The sequence below is a fragment of the Olsenella sp. An285 genome, from assembly GCF_002159625.1.
GTDB lineage: Bacteria > Actinomycetota > Coriobacteriia > Coriobacteriales > Atopobiaceae > Thermophilibacter > Thermophilibacter avicola.
Genome location: NZ_NFIZ01000022.1, coordinates 1 through 17,738 on the forward strand (window position 1 = coordinate 1; position 17,738 = coordinate 17,738).

A 17,738-nucleotide genomic window follows, 5' to 3' on the forward strand; every position below is an offset into this window, starting at 1 on the left:
GGCTTGTTCCGGGGCGGGGCGAGGGGGGCTATGTGACCATCGTTATCGTTTCGGCCTCCTGAGCGGAGACCAGCTCAAGGTCATCGCCCTCATAAGTATGACAGTCGATCACATTGGCTACGCACTCGTTCCTGGATGCGCCATCCTTCGGATCATCGGTCGTATTGCGTTCGTCCTGTATGCCTTTCTTCTTGCTGAGGGGTGCCGGCATACGCACAGCATGCGAGCCTACATCGGTCGCCTTGCAATGTTTGCTCTGATCTCCGAGATTCCATTTACCTTGATGGTGGCGAACCGGCTGTTTCTGTGGGGGCGTCAGAACGTTTTCTTTACGCTGTTCTATGCGGCATGTTCGATTGGTGCTGCCCGATGGATTTGCTCCAGGATCGGGGGCGGGAAAGGGAGGGTTCTTGCTTTGTTCCCCTTGCTGGCGGGGATGCTCCTCGCTCGCGCGTTTCGGTCCGACTATTCCTGGGCGGGAGTTCTCACTGTATATATCTTTTACTATCTGAACGGGTACCTGCTCCTTCAGTTATTTCCGGTGCTTGCCCTCAGGCTCAGACAAGGTTGGCTTCAGTCGTGCGGGGTGGCAGCGTTTGTTCCAATTGCCCTGTATAACGGGGAGAAAGGACGGGCGCCCAGCTGGTTCAAGTGGGTCTTCTACGTGTATTATCCCGCGCATCTATTCGTGATTTGGTTGACCGGGGTCTTGTTGTCTGCATAACGAAGCGAATCGGTTGAGTAATATGATGGCGGATCGTTCGAATCATTTCGATGGGTCAATTCACGACCTATGAATCTATAACCCCTCCCCCCACTTCAAATAGAAGTCCGTTGACGGAACTTCGTGGTCTCCCCACATCATTACAAGATTGCCCTTTATGGCACTTGGGTGCCACAGATGAGGAGTAGTGTCGCATGATTCTTTAGAAAGATAAAGAATACAAATGAGAGGTAAAGTAAGCTTCTGCAACATAATGAGTAGTAGCCCGGTTTGGTAACGCCAATCAGCCCGAATAGTACCGCCGGTCAGCAACCGGCGGTACCGCGAGTAGGCTCCCCTGGTACCGCTACGAGTCCCTCTTCTTGGCGAAGTACTCCCGCATGTTCGGACCGTCGAGGTCGATGTAGCGCGACCCGGTCGCTATCCTGTTGAGGATGGAGTCGGCCATCAGCTCGCCCTCGATTCTGAGGTGCCACTCGTTGGGCTCGAGCTGGGACGCGATGAGGGTTGCCGCGCGCCCCTCGCGGGCCTCCATGATCTCGAAGAGGTCGATCGCGCCCTGCGTCGCGATCGGCGTGGTCAGGAAGTCGTCGACGATGAGCAGCTGCACCGTCTTGTACAGGTCCATGTGCTCGTAGTAGCTGCCGTCGCCGGCGGACCGGCACCGGTTCAGATCGTCCATCATGTCGGCGAGCCGGGCGTAGCGCACCGTGAAGAGCCTGCGGCACGCGGCGTTGCCGAGCGCCTGCCCGAGGAAGCTCTTGCCGCACCCCGTCTTCGAGATTATGACGACGACCTCGCACGCCTCGACCCACTCGCACGCCGAGAGGCGGGCGACGCGGTCGCGGCTGAGCTTCCGCTCCCTCAGGTACACGACGTCCTCCACGCATGCGGAGGGCGGCTTGAAGCGGGCCTCCCGCACGAGCTTCGCGACCTTGCGGTCCCGCCTCGCCGTCGCCTCGGCCTCGATCAGCGTCTCCATCCTCTCCTCGAAGGTACAGGAGTCGTAGGAGTCGTCCTCGGCCATCTCGCGCAGCTTGTCGCCCATGGCCCTCACCCTGAGCCCGGTGAGCGTGTCGAAGTGCTCCTCGGTCAGCATCGCGCACCGCCTCCCCTCCGGTAGGCGTCGGCCCCGCGCAGCCTTCCCGCCGACTTCGCGCGGTCGACGAGCCCGCCGCCGTCCGACGCCCCGAGCGTCCGGCCCGAGGCGCGCTCGTCGGCGTCGGCGGCCCTGATCGCGAGGATCGCGTTCTTGAGCGCCGTGTGGCTGGGCACCGCGCCGAGCGCGTTGGACTTGGCGCATGCCCGCTCGAGCGGCTGCGGCGAGTGCGACTTCGACAGCCCGAGCATGTTCCCCGCCGGCACGAAGGCCTGCTCGACGACGGGCCTGCCGTCGAGCAGCCGGTCGACGGCCTCCCCGGTCTCGGCTCCCATCCGGTGCGCCCACGACGAGAGGCGCTCGCGCGACCAGGGCGAGTCCATCGTGGCGTGCGCGGGAGGCATGTGCTCGACGAGCGTGGAGCACTGCCCCTTGCGCCCGCGGAGCCTCGCGCGCTCGGCGACGGCACCGCCGCCGGACATGACGGTCACGCGGGAGTCCGACGGCCTGACGTCGACCTGCCCGCCGATCAGATGGAACGGGACGGAGTGGCGCATGTAGTCCACGGTCACGTGGTAGTCGGGGGCCACCTTGCGGCTGCGCCACTCGCGCATCTCGTAGCGCTCGGAGGGCAGCGGCTGCATGCACGCGCGCCCCTCGTCCTCGCACACCGAGTCGCGCGACCCCTCCTTCGCGGAGAACGGGCGGGCGCTCGGCCGGCGGACCCGCTCGAGGCAGAACCCGTCGGACTCCTCGAGCGAGCAGAATGTCATCTCGTCGGAGGGGGCGATGATCACCTCTCGACGAGGTCGACCGTGGACTCGGCGACCGCCTTGTCGCGGGGGCGGCGGACCCTGGCGGGGACGACCGCCGCCCCGTAGTGCTCGGCGAAGCGCCGGCACTCGTCGTTCACCAGCGTGACGCAGGCCGAGGAGCGGTCCGTCGCCGTGGCGGCGTTGTCCGGCACGAGCATCCTCGGGACCCCGCCGAAGTCCTCGAGGGCGCGGGCCCGCCCCTCCTGCCACGAGCGCCGGCGCATGTCCGCGAAGCCCTGCGCCCAGAAGCGGTCGGAGTACGGCAGGGCGACGACCATCACGTACACCTTGGTCTTTGCCCCGGTGAGCCGGTCGGTGAGCGAGGCGGTGTCGCCCGCCCAGTCGACGTAGGCCTTCGCGCCGGGCTCGTGGGCGAGCCTCCTCCTGGCCCCGGCCCTCTCCGCCGCCTCGGCGAACATCTCGCAGAACGTCTGGTACGAGTAGGCCGATTTCCCCGCGGCCGCGGCGGCCTCGCAGTGCTCCATCCAGAACGTCTTGACCGTGAGCTTGCGATTGCGCTTCTTGCGCTCGGCCAGCGGGGCCATATCGGGGACGAGGTGGGCGCTCTCGGCCTTCTCCCTCGCCGGCGGCGCCGGCATCCCGTCGACCTCGGCCTCGGTCATCGCGGAGACGTCGTCGAAGGTGACGCCGCGCTCGCGGATCGCCCTCGCGCACGCCGACACGTCGCGCTCGCTCGCGCGCAGCGCCGCGGCGACCTCGGACTGCGAGACCCCTCCCTTCGCGAGCATCAGGAGAGTCATTTTCTTCTTCGACATGGGCACCAGCCCCTTCCGCGTCTCGGCGCCCGCCCTTCGGGCGCCCTACTGCGGATTCTATGGGCGGTACCACGCGAGCAGATTCCCGGTACCGCCGGTGCTGACTGTCGGTACCATAATCAGCTGACTCGCGTTACCAGATGGGGTTACTACTCACATAACGTGAAACCTAAACATCGAAACAATTCTTTACTGAAAATCAATTGATGGACGACCAAGACTGGGTTAATCTGACATTAATGTACCCCCTCCCGCACTAATGATGCTTAAGAGTGTGGAAAGGGACCAACTTGATAGGGAAGTGGTAGAGATGCGAGATATGAGACGAAGCCGCCTTCTCACATGTGCGCTGTCCGCTGTCGTGGCGGGCATTCTGGTTGTTCCCGCAACCGCGCAGGCAGTCGGTGAGGCTGGCACTGTCACCGATGACGTCGAGATGACCGAACCGGTTTCTACCGACAGCCAAAACGAGGCCGACAATGAGCCCATCACCGTCGGTGAGGGTGGTCAATACACTACTATTTTGGAGGCGTTGCAGGAGACTGATACGGGTGGCACGGAATCGCAGACTAGGGCCGTCAAGCTTGTCGGCAACATCACTAACGGACCTGGCTTCAGCGTCTTCGAGCATGACACGCTTACGATTGACCTGAACGGTTACACATTGACGCTGACGGATACCGCCAATATCTCTGTTGCGGGGAACCTGACTGTTATGGACGGCACTGCTGATGCCCAGAACCCGCAGGTGAATGAGGAAAGCGGCTCCGTGACGTACGGAGCCCTGGGAGCGATTGTACTTGGCGACTCCTCCACTGTTTCGGCAACAGGAAGCGGCGCCTATCTTAAGCTCGACTCGGGTACAGTGCAAAGCTCTGCGCATGGGTGCATTCGTGTTGCTACTGGCGCAACGTTCGAGATGACGGGCGGCCTCATTGACTCTACAGATGGCTTTGCCGTTGAGGTCAACGACGAGGGCTCATTCAAGATGACCGGCGGCGTTGCAAAGGCAACCAACTATAGTGCCGTTATGGGCGACGACAACTTTGGCCGAGGTGATACCCGGATTCAGATCGATGGCGGCTACATCCTTTCGGTTAGCAACGATGAGCTTGTCGGCGCGGGAGTCTGCCAGGTCATGGACGGGGGCATCCTTCAGATGGACTCCGGAACCATACGTGCCGTTGGAAAAGGCGTGGGCGTTATAGTCGAGTACGGATCATTCCGCCTGAACGACGGGGAAATCTACGGTGATGGTACGAGCTTCAACGGGCAGACAGCGGGACATGTTTCCGTTGACAATGGATACGGACTTGTTCTGTATTCCGCTGAGGCGGGTACCGAGATAAACGGAGGCTTCATTTCTGGCATGAAGGCCGAGGACGGAACCTATCCCGTCCCGTCCGTTGACATTGCGGATGCCGCGAGCACCTATGGCGTCAGTACGATGAGCCTTGACCTTGAGCCAGTTGACCAGGGCGTCTCCATTAAGGGCGGAACTTATACCAACTTTAACGGACTGACCCTCGATGAAGGCTATGCTGCCCTTGGCCACGCTTATTCGGCGCGCAAAAGCTGGATAACGGTGATGCTGGCGGTAACGACTCCGTCAGAGATTCAGAGTGGTGTTGGTCCAGACGGTGTTACCCGGGAATCGCAAATCTATTGTGGAGACATGACGTACTATAAGAATTGCATTGATGGGGACTATTACTGCGATTATCCGATTATAGATAACTACCTGTTTGCTGGATGGTGGAAATCGGAAAAGTGTGGTTTGTCGGATGCGAATGATATGGGCAACGGCAGTCAGATGCAAGCAGATAAGGTGACAGAAACCACCGGAAAAGCATACTGCAAGTTTGTCGATAAGCAGCTGACTCATCCGATGAGGCAGGTTTGGGCGGGCACTAATGCCAGTTCCGATAAAACCGAAATGCGCATCATTACCTTCATTGATTCTCTTAACTACTCGATGATTGGTTATGAAGTCTATAACGAGGATACGTTGGTGTGGAACGCGAAGGCTACGAAAGTCTTCGGACAACTGGTTTCCACGGTCGATGGCAAGCCTGTCGCATCTAACCCCTCTGGGTACATTGCGACCGCAAAAGCCTTCTCTTCGATTAACCTTCCGATAAACAATAGTGATTTCAATAATGATATTAGGGTTAAAACTTATTGGATAACCATAGACGGGACAAGAGTCGAGGGCATGCCCAGTACAGCCGAAGATGGCTATTGGCACTCGACGGTCAAAGACGTTGCTAGGTATTAAAGGAGTTTGCGATGAAGCGTTACGAAGCACCCGTATTCCATATCGTCCAGATTGAGGACAAGGAGGTTTTCTCTCTGGATTTTAGCGAAAGCGGAACAGGAGAGACCGGGCCTGGATCTGACGGAAACGGCTTGGCGCAAGAGCTGGGGGTTAACTAGGTAATGGCTGCCGAGGAGTATCATGAGCCTTCCTTCCTCGTTGTTAAAGTGGTCGAAGGCGATGTTCTGGCGGAATCGGGAGGGTGGACTCCACCGGTTTGGGATAAATCGCTTATATCCGACTCCCCGGACGCTGAGTTGTGGACCAAGGTAGATTCGTAGTCACAATGAGCTGGGGGTGGAGATGAAAGCAGTGCGACTGACAATTGTTTGCGTGCTTGCACTTGCTTTAATTGTTGTCGTCTGCACTGCGATTGCAACAGTCTCCATCCCCGGCTCGGTTGAATCGATTTGCTCGGAGGTAATAGATTCGAATCGAGTCATCTATGACAAGCCGATCATAGACTCCGCGGAAAAAGATACACGGTCGACAGGGTCTGAAATAGACGCGGGAGAAGTTGAAAAAAACGAAGTAGCTCCTGAATCGGGAGAGCTTCTGACTTTCGCCGTGCCGACTGACGGGGGAACGACGCAGACTGAACCTGAAAAAACTGGAGTGGGTCTCACGATGGAAGAGACTGATGCTTCAGGAATAAATCATGATGAGATTTCGCCCTCTTCCGGGTGGACGGAGCCCGTATTTGACTGATAACAGTAGCATATATCTCAATATTGCTGACTTATCATTTAATATTACTAAATATTCGAAATTAGTGGTTAAAGCAATCGGAACAAAGTATTGTTCGCATATTGCGAATGGAAAGATTGTCGATGCTGACTTAGATGAATATCAGCAGTATAAAAGGAAGTGCCCGAGCTTCTCTCATGATGCGTTAGTCTCTTTGGCGCTCCATTCATCGGTTGCAAGACAGCTGCCGAGTGAAGATTGTTTCATCTTTCATAGCGCAGCCATTTCCTATCGAGAAAGAGGGGTATTGTTTGCGGCCCCATCTGGAACGGGCAAAACGACGCACATCTCGCTATGGAAGAAAAACCTAGGGAATGATGTATCAATAATTAATGGCGACAAGCCAATTATACGCATCAATCAATGGGAGGGGTCAGGCGGCTGTGCCATGGCATACGGCAGTCCATGGGCTGGAAAAGAAGGGTGGCAAACCAACGCAAAGGTTGTAGTCGATTCCATTGTTTTTATTGATAGGGGAGACCGAAACACGATAGAACAAGTGAGTCCGGATAGGGTGCTGGAAAGAGCAATGAGGCAGACATATTTCCCTCCGTCTGGGGTTGCAAAAGTTCAGACCCTTGAGTTGCTCGGAAAGCTACTATCTTCGGTCAGATTATTCATATTATCGTGTGATATGACAGACGGTGCATTCAAGGCAAGTTATGAGGGGTTGTTCGGCCCTTTACTGGAGGGATAAAACTGGGGAGGTCACTTGTGACTTCCCCAGATTGTGTATGACAGGTCGCAGGTCGAAACAAATCGTTAGGAAACGCCTACCCCCAGACGGGAGGGGTCCACTGCCCATCAGAGTCGTCATTGTCGTATTCTGGATGAGAGTTTGAATCCGAATCATCCCCAGGAGCCTCGTCAGGGCTGGCTTCTAGATCGGGGTGTGGTTGGGGTTCGGGGTCCGGCTCCGGAGTCGGCTCGGGCTTGGGTTCTGGAGTGGGTTCGATTTCGGGATTCGGCTCCGGATTCGGTGCCGGCTCAGGCTCCTCCTCTGATATTGGCTTTTCCTCAACCTCGCCCAGCACGTCACGATCCAGTATCGTGGCGATCTTTGCGAACTCGCAGCGTTGGGAGTTGCTCTGAGGTTCGGCATAGAAACCACCATTTGCGATGCGACCGGTGATGATCTCCTCAGACGCGCACCAGCCGAGATAGGGGACCGCCCAGTCAGAGATGCTGTCGGCATCAGCAAAGCCGGAAACGTCCGTGTGGCCGGAGATGTCGATACCCTCGCTCTTGGCAAACTCGGTGACCATCTTGGCGAGCTGCTCGCGGGTGACCGGGTCGTCTGGGCCGAAGCCGTTGGTTCCGGCGTAGCCAGTGGCCACGCCCTCCACGCGTGCCCAGTTGACGGCATCACCGTAGAACCAGCTGTAGTCAACATCGTCGTAGGCTTCAGCCTCGACGATGGGTTCGCCGGCCATGCGCCAGAGAACCGTGACCACCTGGCTTCGGGTGATGAGGTCCGCGGGACCGAAGTAGCCGTTGTCGTACCCCGTCATGAGGCCGTTGTCGAGCGCGTAGCCCAGGATGTCGTCCGTGGCATACCAGTCGGTCGCTGGGACGTCGGGGATGTTGCGGTATGTATTTTGATCAAAGGTGTCTCCGGATCCGGAGGAGCCAAAGTCGAGCGACTGTGCCGGAATGGGCGAAGACAGTATCAGCCCCGCCGCGCAGGCGGTCGCGGCGCAGAGGGTGCCGATTGCGGTTCTGAAGCCATGTCTGCTCATGCGTTCTTCTCCGTTCTTACGGTTATTACCCCTCCCCCAGTTTAGTGCAAGGCCCAACGCCAAAACGCGTTATCAACGAAGTGAATATATGTAGATACGTGCCTGAACACAACCTCCTCTCAGTATCTATTCAGAAGGGGAGGGGGTATAGTATGAGCCCGATAACACAGACGCCAAGCTTTGTTTAAGGGACGGTGCGACACATGAGGGTCAAGCAGGGGTTCGTCATGCGCGAGGTGGCCGGCGTGGGCGTGGTCATTGCCACGGGCGAGGCCAGCAAGGCGTTTCACGGCATGATCAAGCTCAACGACACGGGCCAGCTCATCTGGCGCGGCCTGGAGGAGGACCTCTCCGTGGACGAGATCGTGGAGCGGATGGTCTCTACGTACGACGTCGACCCCGAGACCGCTCGTGCGGACGTCGAGGAGTTCCTCGCCAAGGCTCGCGAGGCCAACCTCCTGGACGAGTAGCGTTGACGGGAGTGGAGGCCCCGGGTCCCGCCCGGATAGAGGACGTGATCGCCGCGGAGGGGATGTTCGTGAGCACCTCTGTGGGCACGAGCATGCTGCCCCTCATCCGTGACAGGCGGGACACCATCATCGTCACGCCGCCCTCGGGGCGCCTGCGCAAGTACGATGTCGCGCTCTACCGCAGGGGCGACAGGTACATCCTGCACCGCGTGGTCGAGGTCCTGCCCGGGGGCTACGTCATCTGCGGGGACAACTGCCTCGCCAGGGAGTACGACATAACGGACGCCAACGTCATCGGCGTGCTCACGGGGCTCTATCGCGGGGATAGGCAGGTTGACCTGGGCGGCATCGGGTATCGCGCGTATGCGCGAATCTGGGTCCTTCTCTATCCCGTGCGCGCCCTCTGGAAGCGCGTGCGGGCAAAGCTGGGGGCCATCCGGAGGCGGTTGCGATAGACGCGCTGCTGTGGATCGCCCGCGTGTCCGGGAAGCGCCGGCTCTCCCTGGTTGCCGCGCTCTGCGTGGCGCAGGGTGCGATGGCGGCGCTGGGCGTGGCGATGGCCCTTCTCATGCGCGGTCTCATAGACGCAGCCGTGGCGGGCGACGGCGGGCGCTTCTGGCTTCTCTCCGTCGAGTTTTGCACCGCGCTCGTGGCGCAGGTGGCCCTTCGCTTTGTCTCCCGCTCGCTCAACGAGAACGCGCGGGCCTCGCTGGACAATGCCCTGCGCAACAGGGTCTTTGGGCAGATCCTCTCCATGGACCTGCGGGACTCCATGCGCTACCACTCCGGCTCCCTCATGAACCGGCTCACGTCCGACGTCCAGGTGGTGACGGACGGCGCGGTCTCCCTCGCGCCGCTGGTGTGCGCCATGGGCATACGTCTGGTGGGCGTCATGTGGGCGCTCTTCTCGCTCACTCCCGCCCTGGCCGCGCTCTTCATGGTGGGCGGCGTCATCGTGGCGGTGGTCTCTGCCGTGCTGAGGCCGCGCCTCAAGCGCATGCACCGCGCCGTACAGGAGGCCGAGGGCACCGTGCGGGTGTTTCTCCAGGAGTGCCTGGAGAGCATGCTCGTCATCCACGCGTACGGCTGCGAGGAGAAGGTGCTGCGCACCAACGCTGTCAACATGGGGGCGCACCGCGAGGAGCGGCTGCGCAGGAACCGCTTCTCCAATCTCTGCGGGTCGGGCTTCTCGCTTGCCGTGCAGCTGAGCTACCTCGTGGGCTTTGTCTGGTGCGGGTACGGCATCCTGCGGGGGACCCTCACCTACGGCACCCTCATGGCGGTGGTGCAGCTCATAGGCCAGGTGCAGTCGCCCTTTGCGAGCCTGAGCGGCAGCGTCTCGCGCTATGCAGCGATGCTCGCCAGCGCCGAGCGCCTCATGGAGCTGCGCGGGGCAGACGGGGCGCGCCGCCTGGAGGACGAGGCCTCGCGCGAGAGCCTGCGCGAGCGCTGCCGCAGCATGACGGGGCTGCGCTTTGACCACGTGAGCTTTGCCTATGACGACGACAGGCCCGTGCTGGACGACTTCTCCCTCACCGTGCGCCGCGGCGAGACCGTGGCCTTTGCCGGGCCCAGCGGCATTGGCAAGAGCACGGCGCTGAAGCTCCTGCTGGGCGTCTACGCGCCGCTCTCCGGCCGCGTTGAGGTGGCGTTCGGGGACGGCGCGGCCGACGTGGCGGACCTCCCGGCGGGGCTCTTTGCCTACGTGCCGCAGGGCAACAACCTCATGTCCGGCACCATCCGCGAGGTGGTGGCCTTCTCCGACGACGTGGAGAAGATCGACGACGCCCGGGTGCGCCGCGCGTGCGAGGAGGCGTGCGCGAGCGACTTTGTGGAGGCGCTGCCGCGCGGGTACGAGACCGTTCTGGGCGAGCGCGGCTACGGCCTCTCCGAGGGGCAGATGCAGCGCCTGGCCATTGCCCGCGCGCTCTACAGCGGGGCGCCGATCCTGCTTCTGGACGAGGCGACCTCCGCCCTGGACTCCGGGACGGAGCGGAGGCTCCTGGCCTCGCTCAAGGAGCTGGAGGACCGCACCGTGCTCATTGTCTCCCACCGCTCTGGCACGCTCGCCGCGTGCGACAGGATCATCGACCTCAAGGAGGAGCCCCATGGCCCAGCCCAAGACCGCGCGTGACGAATCCGGCGAGGTCCCTGCCGGGGCTTCCGCGTCTCCTGACGGCGAGCTCCTTGCCTCCCTGGGGATAGGGGGCTTTGCCGCAGACCCTCGCGGGGCCGCGGCGGCAACGTACCTGCTGCACGTCCTGCACTGCTCGTTTTCTGGGGAGACGCCCCGACCGCTGCCGGAGGGCTGCACGTGGGAACGGGTGCACGCCCTTGCCGCGTGGAACAGCCTGGAGGGGGCGAGCTGGTTTGGCGCGGAGCGAGCGGACGATGTGCCCGACGATCTCCGGCGCCGCTGGCGGGCGGAGGCGGACGGCACGCTCTACCGCCGCATGCTCTTTGACGTGGAGCGCGAGGGCGTGCTGGAGGACCTCCATGCCGCGGGGGTGAGCACGCTGCCGCTCAAGGGCGTGAACGTGGCGCCGCTCTACCCGCGCCCCGAGATGCGCTCCATGGCGGACAACGACCTGCTCTACGGCTTTGTGGAGCCGGACCCCGCGGGAGGCTTTCGCGTGCGGGGCGCCACGGGGGAGGAGCGCGAGCGCTCTGTGGACGCCGCGCGGGAGGCCGTGGTGCGCGTGATGGAGGCGCGCGGGTACGAGACGGCCTCCCAGGAGAAGGGAAACCACGAGAGCTTTCTCAAGAAGCCTGTCTACAACTTTGAGCTGCACCGCGCGCTCGCGCGCGGGGACGCCCCCATGGCGCGCTACTACGCCAGCCCCTGGGCGCGCGCCCGGCTGGAGCGCGTGGTGGGCGAGGTGGGCGGCTCTGCCGTCTACGAGCTGCGCTTCTCGCCGGAGGACGAGTACGTCTACCTCATCGCGCACGCGTTCAAGCACTTTGACGGGAGCGGCTGCGGCATACGCATCCTGCTGGACGTGAAGGTGTTCCTGGACGCCTATGCGGGGCAGCTGGACATGGCCTATGTGGCCGAGCAGCTGGAGGCGCTGGAGATGGCGGACTTCGAGCGTGCGCTCCGCCGGCTGAGCGAGAAGTCCCTGGGCGAGGGGCGCGACCCCGAGGGCGAGATGCTCGCGCTTCTGCTCTACATGGTGGGGAGCGGCACGTACGGCACCTCCGAGCGCTACATGGACCGCAAGATGGCCAGGCTGAGCAAGGGGTCCGGGCGCGGGCGGGCCGCCTTCCTGCGCGACTTCTTCTTCCCGGACGAGGGCTGGCTCGAGATCAACATGCCGTTCTACCATCGGCACCGCTGGGCGCGGCCGCTCGTGCCGCTCGCGCGCGTGCGGCGCTTCGTGGGCTACGCGGTCAAGCACCCCGCCGCGCAGTGGTCGAAGATCAAGCGGCTCCTGGGCCGGTAACCGGCCTGACGGAGGCACGCCAGTCGAGGGGACGGGGACCGTGCGAAAGTGCCTGTCCCTTTTGCACGGCTAGCCGCGGACCTCGTCCAGGTAGGAAGGCTTCTCCACGAGGGCGCCCTGGGCGTCGTCGATGGCGCGGCGCAGCTCGCCGGCGCGCTCGATGTACTGTCCCAGCACGTAGCGCAGGTCGGGCTCGGAGAGCCTCGCCACGAGCCCGCGGGCGTCAGCGATCCCGGTGCCAAACCGGCGCGGGTCGCAGTTCGACTGCGCGAGCTCGACGATCTTTTGGAAGGTCTTGTGCTCCTCCGGACGCACCTCCCGCAGGCGCACCATGAGCTCCAGCTGCTCCAGCTCGCACATAATCTCCCATAGGCAGAAGGTGGCCCGCTCCGCCGCGTTGCGGTACCGGGCGAGCTCCGCAACCTCGGGGTCCTTCTCGCCGCCCTTGCCCAGCCCCTCGACGAAGCGGGCCGCCTGCGTGTGGACCATCTGGAAGTGCAGGAGCGTCTCGGACGAGACCACGGTGTCCACGCGCCCCACGAGCGTCTCCCGCACGAGGTCCCAGTAGTGCTCGATCATGTCGAACATCTGGCGTACGTTGGCCACGAAGAGGCGGCGGTCCGAGGTGGGACACACCAGGCGGTTGACCAGCGCCACGGTTATCACGGCCAGCACCAGGCTCACGAGGCGCATGCCGGTGGCGTAGGAGTCGTCGATGGAGACGCTGGCCATGGTGACGGCGTAGGCCGTGGCAAAGAACGCCGAGGTGACAGATCCCGGCTTGGAGGCGTAGAGCGGCGCCACGAGCAGCATGCCCAGGATGGTGATGCCCGCGTAGTCCAGGTTGAGGAGCGCCACGGCGTGCACGAAGACGCAGCCAATGGCCGTTCCCACCATGCGCGTGCGCATGCGGCGGACGGACTCGTCCGGGAAGGGCTGCAGCAGCAGGAACGCGTGGAGTGCGAACCAGTAGAGCTTCTCCACGGGGAAGAGCAGGTTGACGGTGCAGCTCACCGCGAGCACGGCTCCGCAGCGCACGGCAAAGCGCATCTCAAAGGAGTCGAGGCTCGGGCGCTTGCGGAAGACGGCCACGCGGGCGAGGCCTCGCGGGGTGAGGCGCCAGGGGCGCTGGTGCGGGTCGGCCGCGGTGCGCAGGATGAGGATGACCAGGTTGAGATAGCCCTGGAAGAAGATTCGAAAGCGCTCCTCGCGGATCTTGGTCTCGCCCAGGAGGGCGCGGGCCTTGGGGAGGAGCGCCTCGCACGCCTCCGCGGACTCGAGCCTCAGGGCCACGTCGAGCTCCTCCGTGAGTTCCGCGAGGGAGATGAGCGCCTGGTTGTGCTGCTCGGCGTGCTCCTCCGTCCAGTCCGAGCTGCCCGTGAGATAGGCGGTGCGCTGGGCGAGCGTGGCGAACATGTCCAGGAGGTCGGTCACGCGGGCCGGTGCCGAGGAGTCCTCGCGCGCGGTGTAGGCAAGCCGGGCGAAGTCGCTTCTCAGGCGCAGGAGCTCGCCTCTGAGCGGGCCGTCCGTGCCGGTGGCGGCCGCAGCGCGCAGGTCTGCCGCGAGGCGGCGGATGCAGTCGTGGAGCTGCTCGCGCGGCTCGTCCGCGCGGTGGCGCGCGATGCCCGCCACCAGCAGGCACAGGGTGAGAAGGCCGCACGACGTCACGAGGACGGCTGCCTGCGTCCAGAACGTGTCCACGATGGCGTAGGGCCTGAGCTCGAGCCAGCAGAAGAGCATGGTGTAGGGGAAGTAGCGCCGGGGGTTGAGCTGCGAGGAGCGCATGAACACCAGGAAGAACGGCACGCAGAGGTTCACCAGCACGCTCAGGACCACGTTGGAGACGGCAACGCGCGCCGCCAGCAGCACGAACGCGCTCACGAGGAAGAAGCGCGCGTACTGGGTGGGCGGGTTGTACTTGCGCAGGCGCGTCTCGAAGAGCGTGGTGTAGGGGGAGACCACCAGCAGGTAGTCAGAGCCAAAGCCCAGCGTGACGATCCAGAGCAGCGCGATGAAGAAGAGGATCGTGGGCAGCGTGTCCACGAGCTTCTCCCGCTTGTTGCCGAGCCATATCAGCGTCTTGTCGATGCTCACGGCAGCCCCCGCGCCTGCTGGTTGACAGTTTGACCCGGGCAAACTGTCACACGGGCAAACTGTCAACCCACTCCCATGACAAACATGATAACGGTGAGCACCACCACGGCAACGATGGTGAGCCAAGTGAGCGCGTTCCACAGGCGACCGTTGACGTAGCGGCCCATCACGTGCTTGTCGCTGGCTATGAGCACCATGAAGACCAGGAGGACGGGCAGCAGTACGCCGTTGATGACCTGCGCGATCATCATGATGCCAAAGAGGTTGACGTTGGGTATCAGCACCACCACGGCAGAGATGGCGATGACGGCGGTGATGATGCCGCGATAGGCGGGCGCCTCCGCCCAGCTGCGGTCCGCACCGCGCTCCCAGCCAAAGGCCTCGCAGACGGCGCTCGAGGTGATGCCGGGCAGCACGCAGGCGGCGAGGAAGGAGGCGCCGGTGAGACCCGCGCCAAAGAGGGCCTCGGCGTAGTCGCCCACGAGCGGCGCCAGCGCGGCGGCCGCGTCCTCCGCGCTGCTCACCTGGATGCCGGCGGGGTTGAGCACGGCGCCGGTGGTGAGGATGATGAACCAGGAGATGACGCTCGCGGCGACGGCGCCGGTCACGGTGTCGATGCGCTGGTAGGGGAGGTCCTCGGCGCGGGCGTTCTTCTCGACCACGTTGCTCTGTGCCAGGAAGAGCATCCAGGGCGCGATGGCGGTACCGACGCTGGCCACCAGGAGAGAGAGGTACTGCTGCGTGGCGTGGACGTGCGGGACAACGGTGTTGAGCAGCGCCTCGCCCCAGTCGGGTCCCACCATGACGCCGGCCACGATGTAGGTCACGAAGACGCACGCGATGGCCAGGAGCACCTTCTCTATGCGGCGGTAGGACCCGCTCATCGTGAGGAGCCAGATGGCGAGCGCCGCCACCGGCACGGAGACCACAGGAGGCACGTCAAAGAGGGCGAGCGCCGAGGCGATGCCCGCGAACTCGGAGAGCGTGACCGTGGTGTTGGAGATCAGCAGGGCGAGCATGGCCAGCGCGGAGAGGCGCACGCCAAACTGCTCGCGGATGAGGGAGGCGAGGCCCTTGCCGGTGACGCAGCCCATGCGCGCCGCGGTCTCCTGCGCCACGATGAGCAGGAAGCACATGACGGGCACGGTCCAGAGCTGGTGGAAGCCAAAGAGCGCGCCGGCGTTGGAGTAGGTGGCCACGCCGCCCGCGTCCGCGCCGGCGAGCGCCGCCACCATGCCCGGGCCCATGGCCGCGAGGATGAGGCGCGGCTGCAGGCGCGTGCGGCCCGCGGGAGCGCCCTTCTGGTTGCTTCCCGGCTGGGCGTTCTTCTCGCCAGCGTCCCTCCTGAGCTCCGCCACGGCTACCCCACCAGCCCCATGGGGCCGGCAAGCAGCATCACGGCGGCCAGGAACACGGCCACGGCAACCAGCATGGACACCATGGAGAGCGTGAAGCCCGAGGTCTCCTTGTTGTGCTCGTCACGGCTGCGCAGCACGCCCAGGTAGACGGGCGAGGAGGCGAACGAGACGAACGTGGCCACGGCCGCTGCGGCGCCGCCCGTGGCGAGGGCGCGCCCGAGGTCGCCGAGGGAGGACGGGACCGTGGGCACGGCGGGCGAGGCGATGACGCTCTCGAGCGCGAGCACGATGAGCGCTACGAGGGCGCCGAGCGAGATGCCCAGGCCAAGGCCCTTGAAGGTGAAGCCGATCATCGAGGGGGAGTCCTCGTCGTCCGGGTCGTTCTCCAGGAAGAAGTTGGTGACGTAGCTCACGGCGTCGTCCGCGAGCACGAGCGCCACCGCAAGGGGGATGGCGGCGGCGAGCGTCTCCCCCAGGCCCAGGCTGCCGCCCGCCGCAAACGCGAGCGCAAGCACGCCCAGGGCCCAGAGGGCGACCCACGCGTTGCGGCGCACGAGCCAGATGAGGGTGCTCGCGTGCCCGGAGTCGTCGCCCTCCGTCGAGCCACCGGCCACGCGCAGGTCCTCGGCGTGCTCCTCCTCCAGGACGTCCAGCGCGTCGTCGACGGTGACGATGCCCAGCAGGCGCCCCTCGTCGTTCACGACGGGCATGGCCAGCAGGTTGTACTTGGCGATGTCCTCCGCCACGTCCTCCTGGTCGTCCTCGGGGCTGGCGGTCACGAGGTCCTCGGTCGCGAGCTCCGAGAGGCGCGTCTCGGGCTCGGCCACGATGAGGGCGTTGAGCGTCACCACGCCGGAGAGCTTGCCGTCCTCGTCCGTGAGGTAGACGTAGCGCACGGACTCGAAGTCCTCGTCCAGGCCGCGCAGCAGCTCCACGGCGTCGGCCACGGTGGCGGTCTCGGCGATGGAGGCCACCTCGGAGGTCATGATGCGGCCCGCGGTGTTCTCTCGGTAGCCCAGCAGCTGGCGGATGGCGCGCTGCTCCTGGACGCCCATCAGGCGCAGGAGCTTCTCGGCCTTGTCGTAGTCGAGCTCGGAGACCAGCTCGGCGGCGTCGTCGGGGTCCATCTCGGACAGCATGCGCGAGGCGTCGGTCTCCGTGAGGTTGCCCATGAGCTCGGCGGCCATTGCGTCGTCGTCGAACTCGGCCATGGCTCCGGCGCGCTGCTCGTCGTCCAGCTGCGCGAAGACCTGGCCGCGCAGGCGCGGGTCCAGGCGTTCGATGATGTCCGCGATGTCGGCGGGGTGCATGTCGTCGAGCGTCTTGTGGGAGACGGAGAGCTTGACGTTGGAGAGGTCGCGCTCCACGAGGTCCATGTAGCTCCACGCGATGATCTTCTCCGGCATGGGGTGGCCGAAGGTGCGCGCCAGGCGCAGGGCCACGCGCTCGAGCGCCGGGTGGAGGCTGCGGAGAAGCCCGCGCGCGCCCACCTCCGCGCCCAGCAGGCGCAGCTGGGTGGAGCTCGTGTCCGAGAGCTTGAGGTCATTCACGCGCACGACGCGCATGCCGTGGGTGTCCACGATCTGCTTGTTGAGGATGTCGCGGGCGAGAAGGACCTCGTCCGGCTGGAGGTAGGAGAAGCGCAGGTCCGTGGCTATGACCTTGAGGTGGACCTCGTGCTCGTCATAGGTGTCCACGAACTTGCGCCAGGAGATCATGATGGGGGTGCGGCCCGGGCCCATGAAGGCCAGGCTCGTGATGCGGGGGAAGACCTCGCCCGTGGCGATGCCAAGGTCGGAGACCGTGCCGACCTTCTCACCGTCGGCGTCAAGAACGGGGTTGCCCAAGAGCTGGGACAGGTAGATCATTCGTGCTCCTTAGTCGCGCCGTGCGCCTTGCGTCTGGCGGCGCGTCCGCTCGCGGAGCACGCCGCAGGTCATCGACTGTGAGGTCGAGGTTTCATGCGGACCCTTCTCTTAGGGGATTTGCCTCTGGCCATTGTAGCCCATGCCGCGACGTCTGGTGCCGGCGGCGGGGGGGGGGGGGGGGCGCGACGTTCTTCTCGGCAATTGTGTCGCTCCCCCGCACGTCAAGAAAGGGGGTGCGGCTCCGCGACACTTTCTGGGTCAGAACCGTCGCAAAGCCGCACCCCCATC

At 63.7% G+C, this 17,738-nt stretch carries 16 protein-coding genes; 9 read left to right on the forward strand and 7 right to left on the reverse strand.

The window, feature by feature from the left end; genetic code table 11:
- A partial coding sequence (locus B5F79_RS10480; RefSeq protein ID WP_087221337.1) for a TraX family protein occupies positions 1-724 on the forward strand: 724 nt, incomplete at its 5' end.
- Positions 725-1,070: 346 nt separating this feature from the next.
- On the opposite strand, the gene B5F79_RS10485 is transcribed toward B5F79_RS10480, so the two are convergent.
- From B5F79_RS10485 to B5F79_RS10490, 3 genes are read right to left on the reverse strand one after another with little or no spacing between them, the layout of a single operon-like run.
- Positions 1,071-1,823, reverse strand: coding sequence for an ATP-binding protein (locus tag B5F79_RS10485; RefSeq protein ID WP_143786295.1), 753 nt, complete (start codon positions 1,821-1,823; stop codon positions 1,071-1,073).
- Positions 1,817-2,620 (reverse strand): Mu transposase domain-containing protein, encoded by an 804-nt coding sequence (locus B5F79_RS10890; RefSeq protein ID WP_158094884.1) that lies wholly within the window; start codon positions 2,618-2,620, stop codon positions 1,817-1,819. The genes B5F79_RS10485 and B5F79_RS10890 overlap by 7 nt, the downstream gene beginning before the upstream one ends.
- A complete protein-coding gene (locus B5F79_RS10490) occupies positions 2,617-3,414 on the reverse strand; it encodes a DDE-type integrase/transposase/recombinase (protein WP_087221343.1) in 798 nt (265 codons plus the stop codon). Before B5F79_RS10490 ends, B5F79_RS10890 begins: the two co-directional genes overlap by 4 nt.
- Before the next feature lie 319 nt (positions 3,415-3,733).
- Between B5F79_RS10490 and B5F79_RS10495 the strand changes: the two genes are divergently transcribed.
- From B5F79_RS10495 to B5F79_RS10900, 4 genes are all read left to right on the forward strand, one after another.
- Positions 3,734-5,692: a hypothetical protein gene (locus B5F79_RS10495; protein ID WP_087221346.1), complete on the forward strand. Its 1,959-nt coding sequence runs from the start codon at positions 3,734-3,736 to the stop codon at positions 5,690-5,692.
- Between the two features lie 11 nt (positions 5,693-5,703).
- Positions 5,704-5,850, forward strand: coding sequence for a hypothetical protein (locus tag B5F79_RS11040; protein ID WP_158094885.1), 147 nt, complete (start codon positions 5,704-5,706; stop codon positions 5,848-5,850).
- A 184-nt stretch (positions 5,851-6,034) separates the two neighbouring features.
- On the forward strand, positions 6,035-6,439 hold the full coding sequence (locus B5F79_RS10895; protein ID WP_143786297.1) for a hypothetical protein: 405 nt from the start codon (positions 6,035-6,037) through the stop codon (positions 6,437-6,439).
- The gene (locus B5F79_RS10900; RefSeq protein ID WP_143786298.1) at positions 6,432-7,175 is read left to right on the forward strand and encodes a hypothetical protein; all 744 of its coding nucleotides are present in this window, start codon (positions 6,432-6,434) and stop codon (positions 7,173-7,175) included. Before B5F79_RS10895 ends, B5F79_RS10900 begins: the two co-directional genes overlap by 8 nt.
- Before the next feature lie 76 nt (positions 7,176-7,251).
- Here the strand turns inward: B5F79_RS10900 and B5F79_RS10505 are convergent, their stop codons facing one another.
- Positions 7,252-8,217 carry an S-layer homology domain-containing protein gene (locus tag B5F79_RS10505; RefSeq protein WP_087221351.1) on the reverse strand — a complete coding sequence of 322 codons (966 nt, stop codon included), beginning with the start codon at positions 8,215-8,217 and terminating at the stop codon, positions 7,252-7,254.
- 203 nt (positions 8,218-8,420) lie between these two features.
- On the opposite strand from B5F79_RS10505, the gene B5F79_RS10510 reads away from it, so the two are divergent.
- Genes B5F79_RS10510 through B5F79_RS10525 form a run of 4 tightly spaced genes read left to right on the forward strand, consistent with a single transcriptional unit; the run spans position 8,421 to position 12,130 of the window.
- Positions 8,421-8,687 carry a PqqD family protein gene (locus B5F79_RS10510; protein ID WP_087221354.1) on the forward strand — a complete coding sequence of 89 codons (267 nt, stop codon included), beginning with the start codon at positions 8,421-8,423 and terminating at the stop codon, positions 8,685-8,687.
- Between the two features lie 2 nt (positions 8,688-8,689).
- Positions 8,690-9,142, forward strand: coding sequence for a S24/S26 family peptidase (locus B5F79_RS10515; RefSeq protein WP_206391122.1), 453 nt, complete (start codon positions 8,690-8,692; stop codon positions 9,140-9,142).
- Positions 9,143-9,165: 23 nt separating this feature from the next.
- Positions 9,166-10,821: an ABC transporter ATP-binding protein gene (locus tag B5F79_RS10520; protein WP_087221357.1), complete on the forward strand. Its 1,656-nt coding sequence runs from the start codon at positions 9,166-9,168 to the stop codon at positions 10,819-10,821.
- Positions 10,796-12,130: a nucleotidyltransferase domain-containing protein gene (locus tag B5F79_RS10525; RefSeq protein WP_087221360.1), complete on the forward strand. Its 1,335-nt coding sequence runs from the start codon at positions 10,796-10,798 to the stop codon at positions 12,128-12,130. The genes B5F79_RS10520 and B5F79_RS10525 overlap by 26 nt, the downstream gene beginning before the upstream one ends.
- Positions 12,131-12,199: 69 nt before the next feature.
- On the opposite strand, the gene B5F79_RS10530 is transcribed toward B5F79_RS10525, so the two are convergent.
- From B5F79_RS10530 to B5F79_RS10540, 3 genes are all read right to left on the reverse strand, one after another.
- Positions 12,200-14,224, reverse strand: coding sequence for an FUSC family protein (locus B5F79_RS10530; RefSeq protein ID WP_087221363.1), 2,025 nt, complete (start codon positions 14,222-14,224; stop codon positions 12,200-12,202).
- 62 nt (positions 14,225-14,286) lie between these two features.
- On the reverse strand, positions 14,287-15,471 hold the full coding sequence (locus B5F79_RS10535) for an Nramp family divalent metal transporter (RefSeq protein ID WP_087221371.1): 1,185 nt from the start codon (positions 15,469-15,471) through the stop codon (positions 14,287-14,289).
- 113 nt (positions 15,472-15,584) lie between these two features.
- The gene (locus tag B5F79_RS10540) at positions 15,585-17,450 is read right to left on the reverse strand and encodes a magnesium transporter (protein ID WP_087221365.1); all 1,866 of its coding nucleotides are present in this window, start codon (positions 17,448-17,450) and stop codon (positions 15,585-15,587) included.
- Between the last annotated feature and the right edge of the window lie 288 nt (positions 17,451-17,738).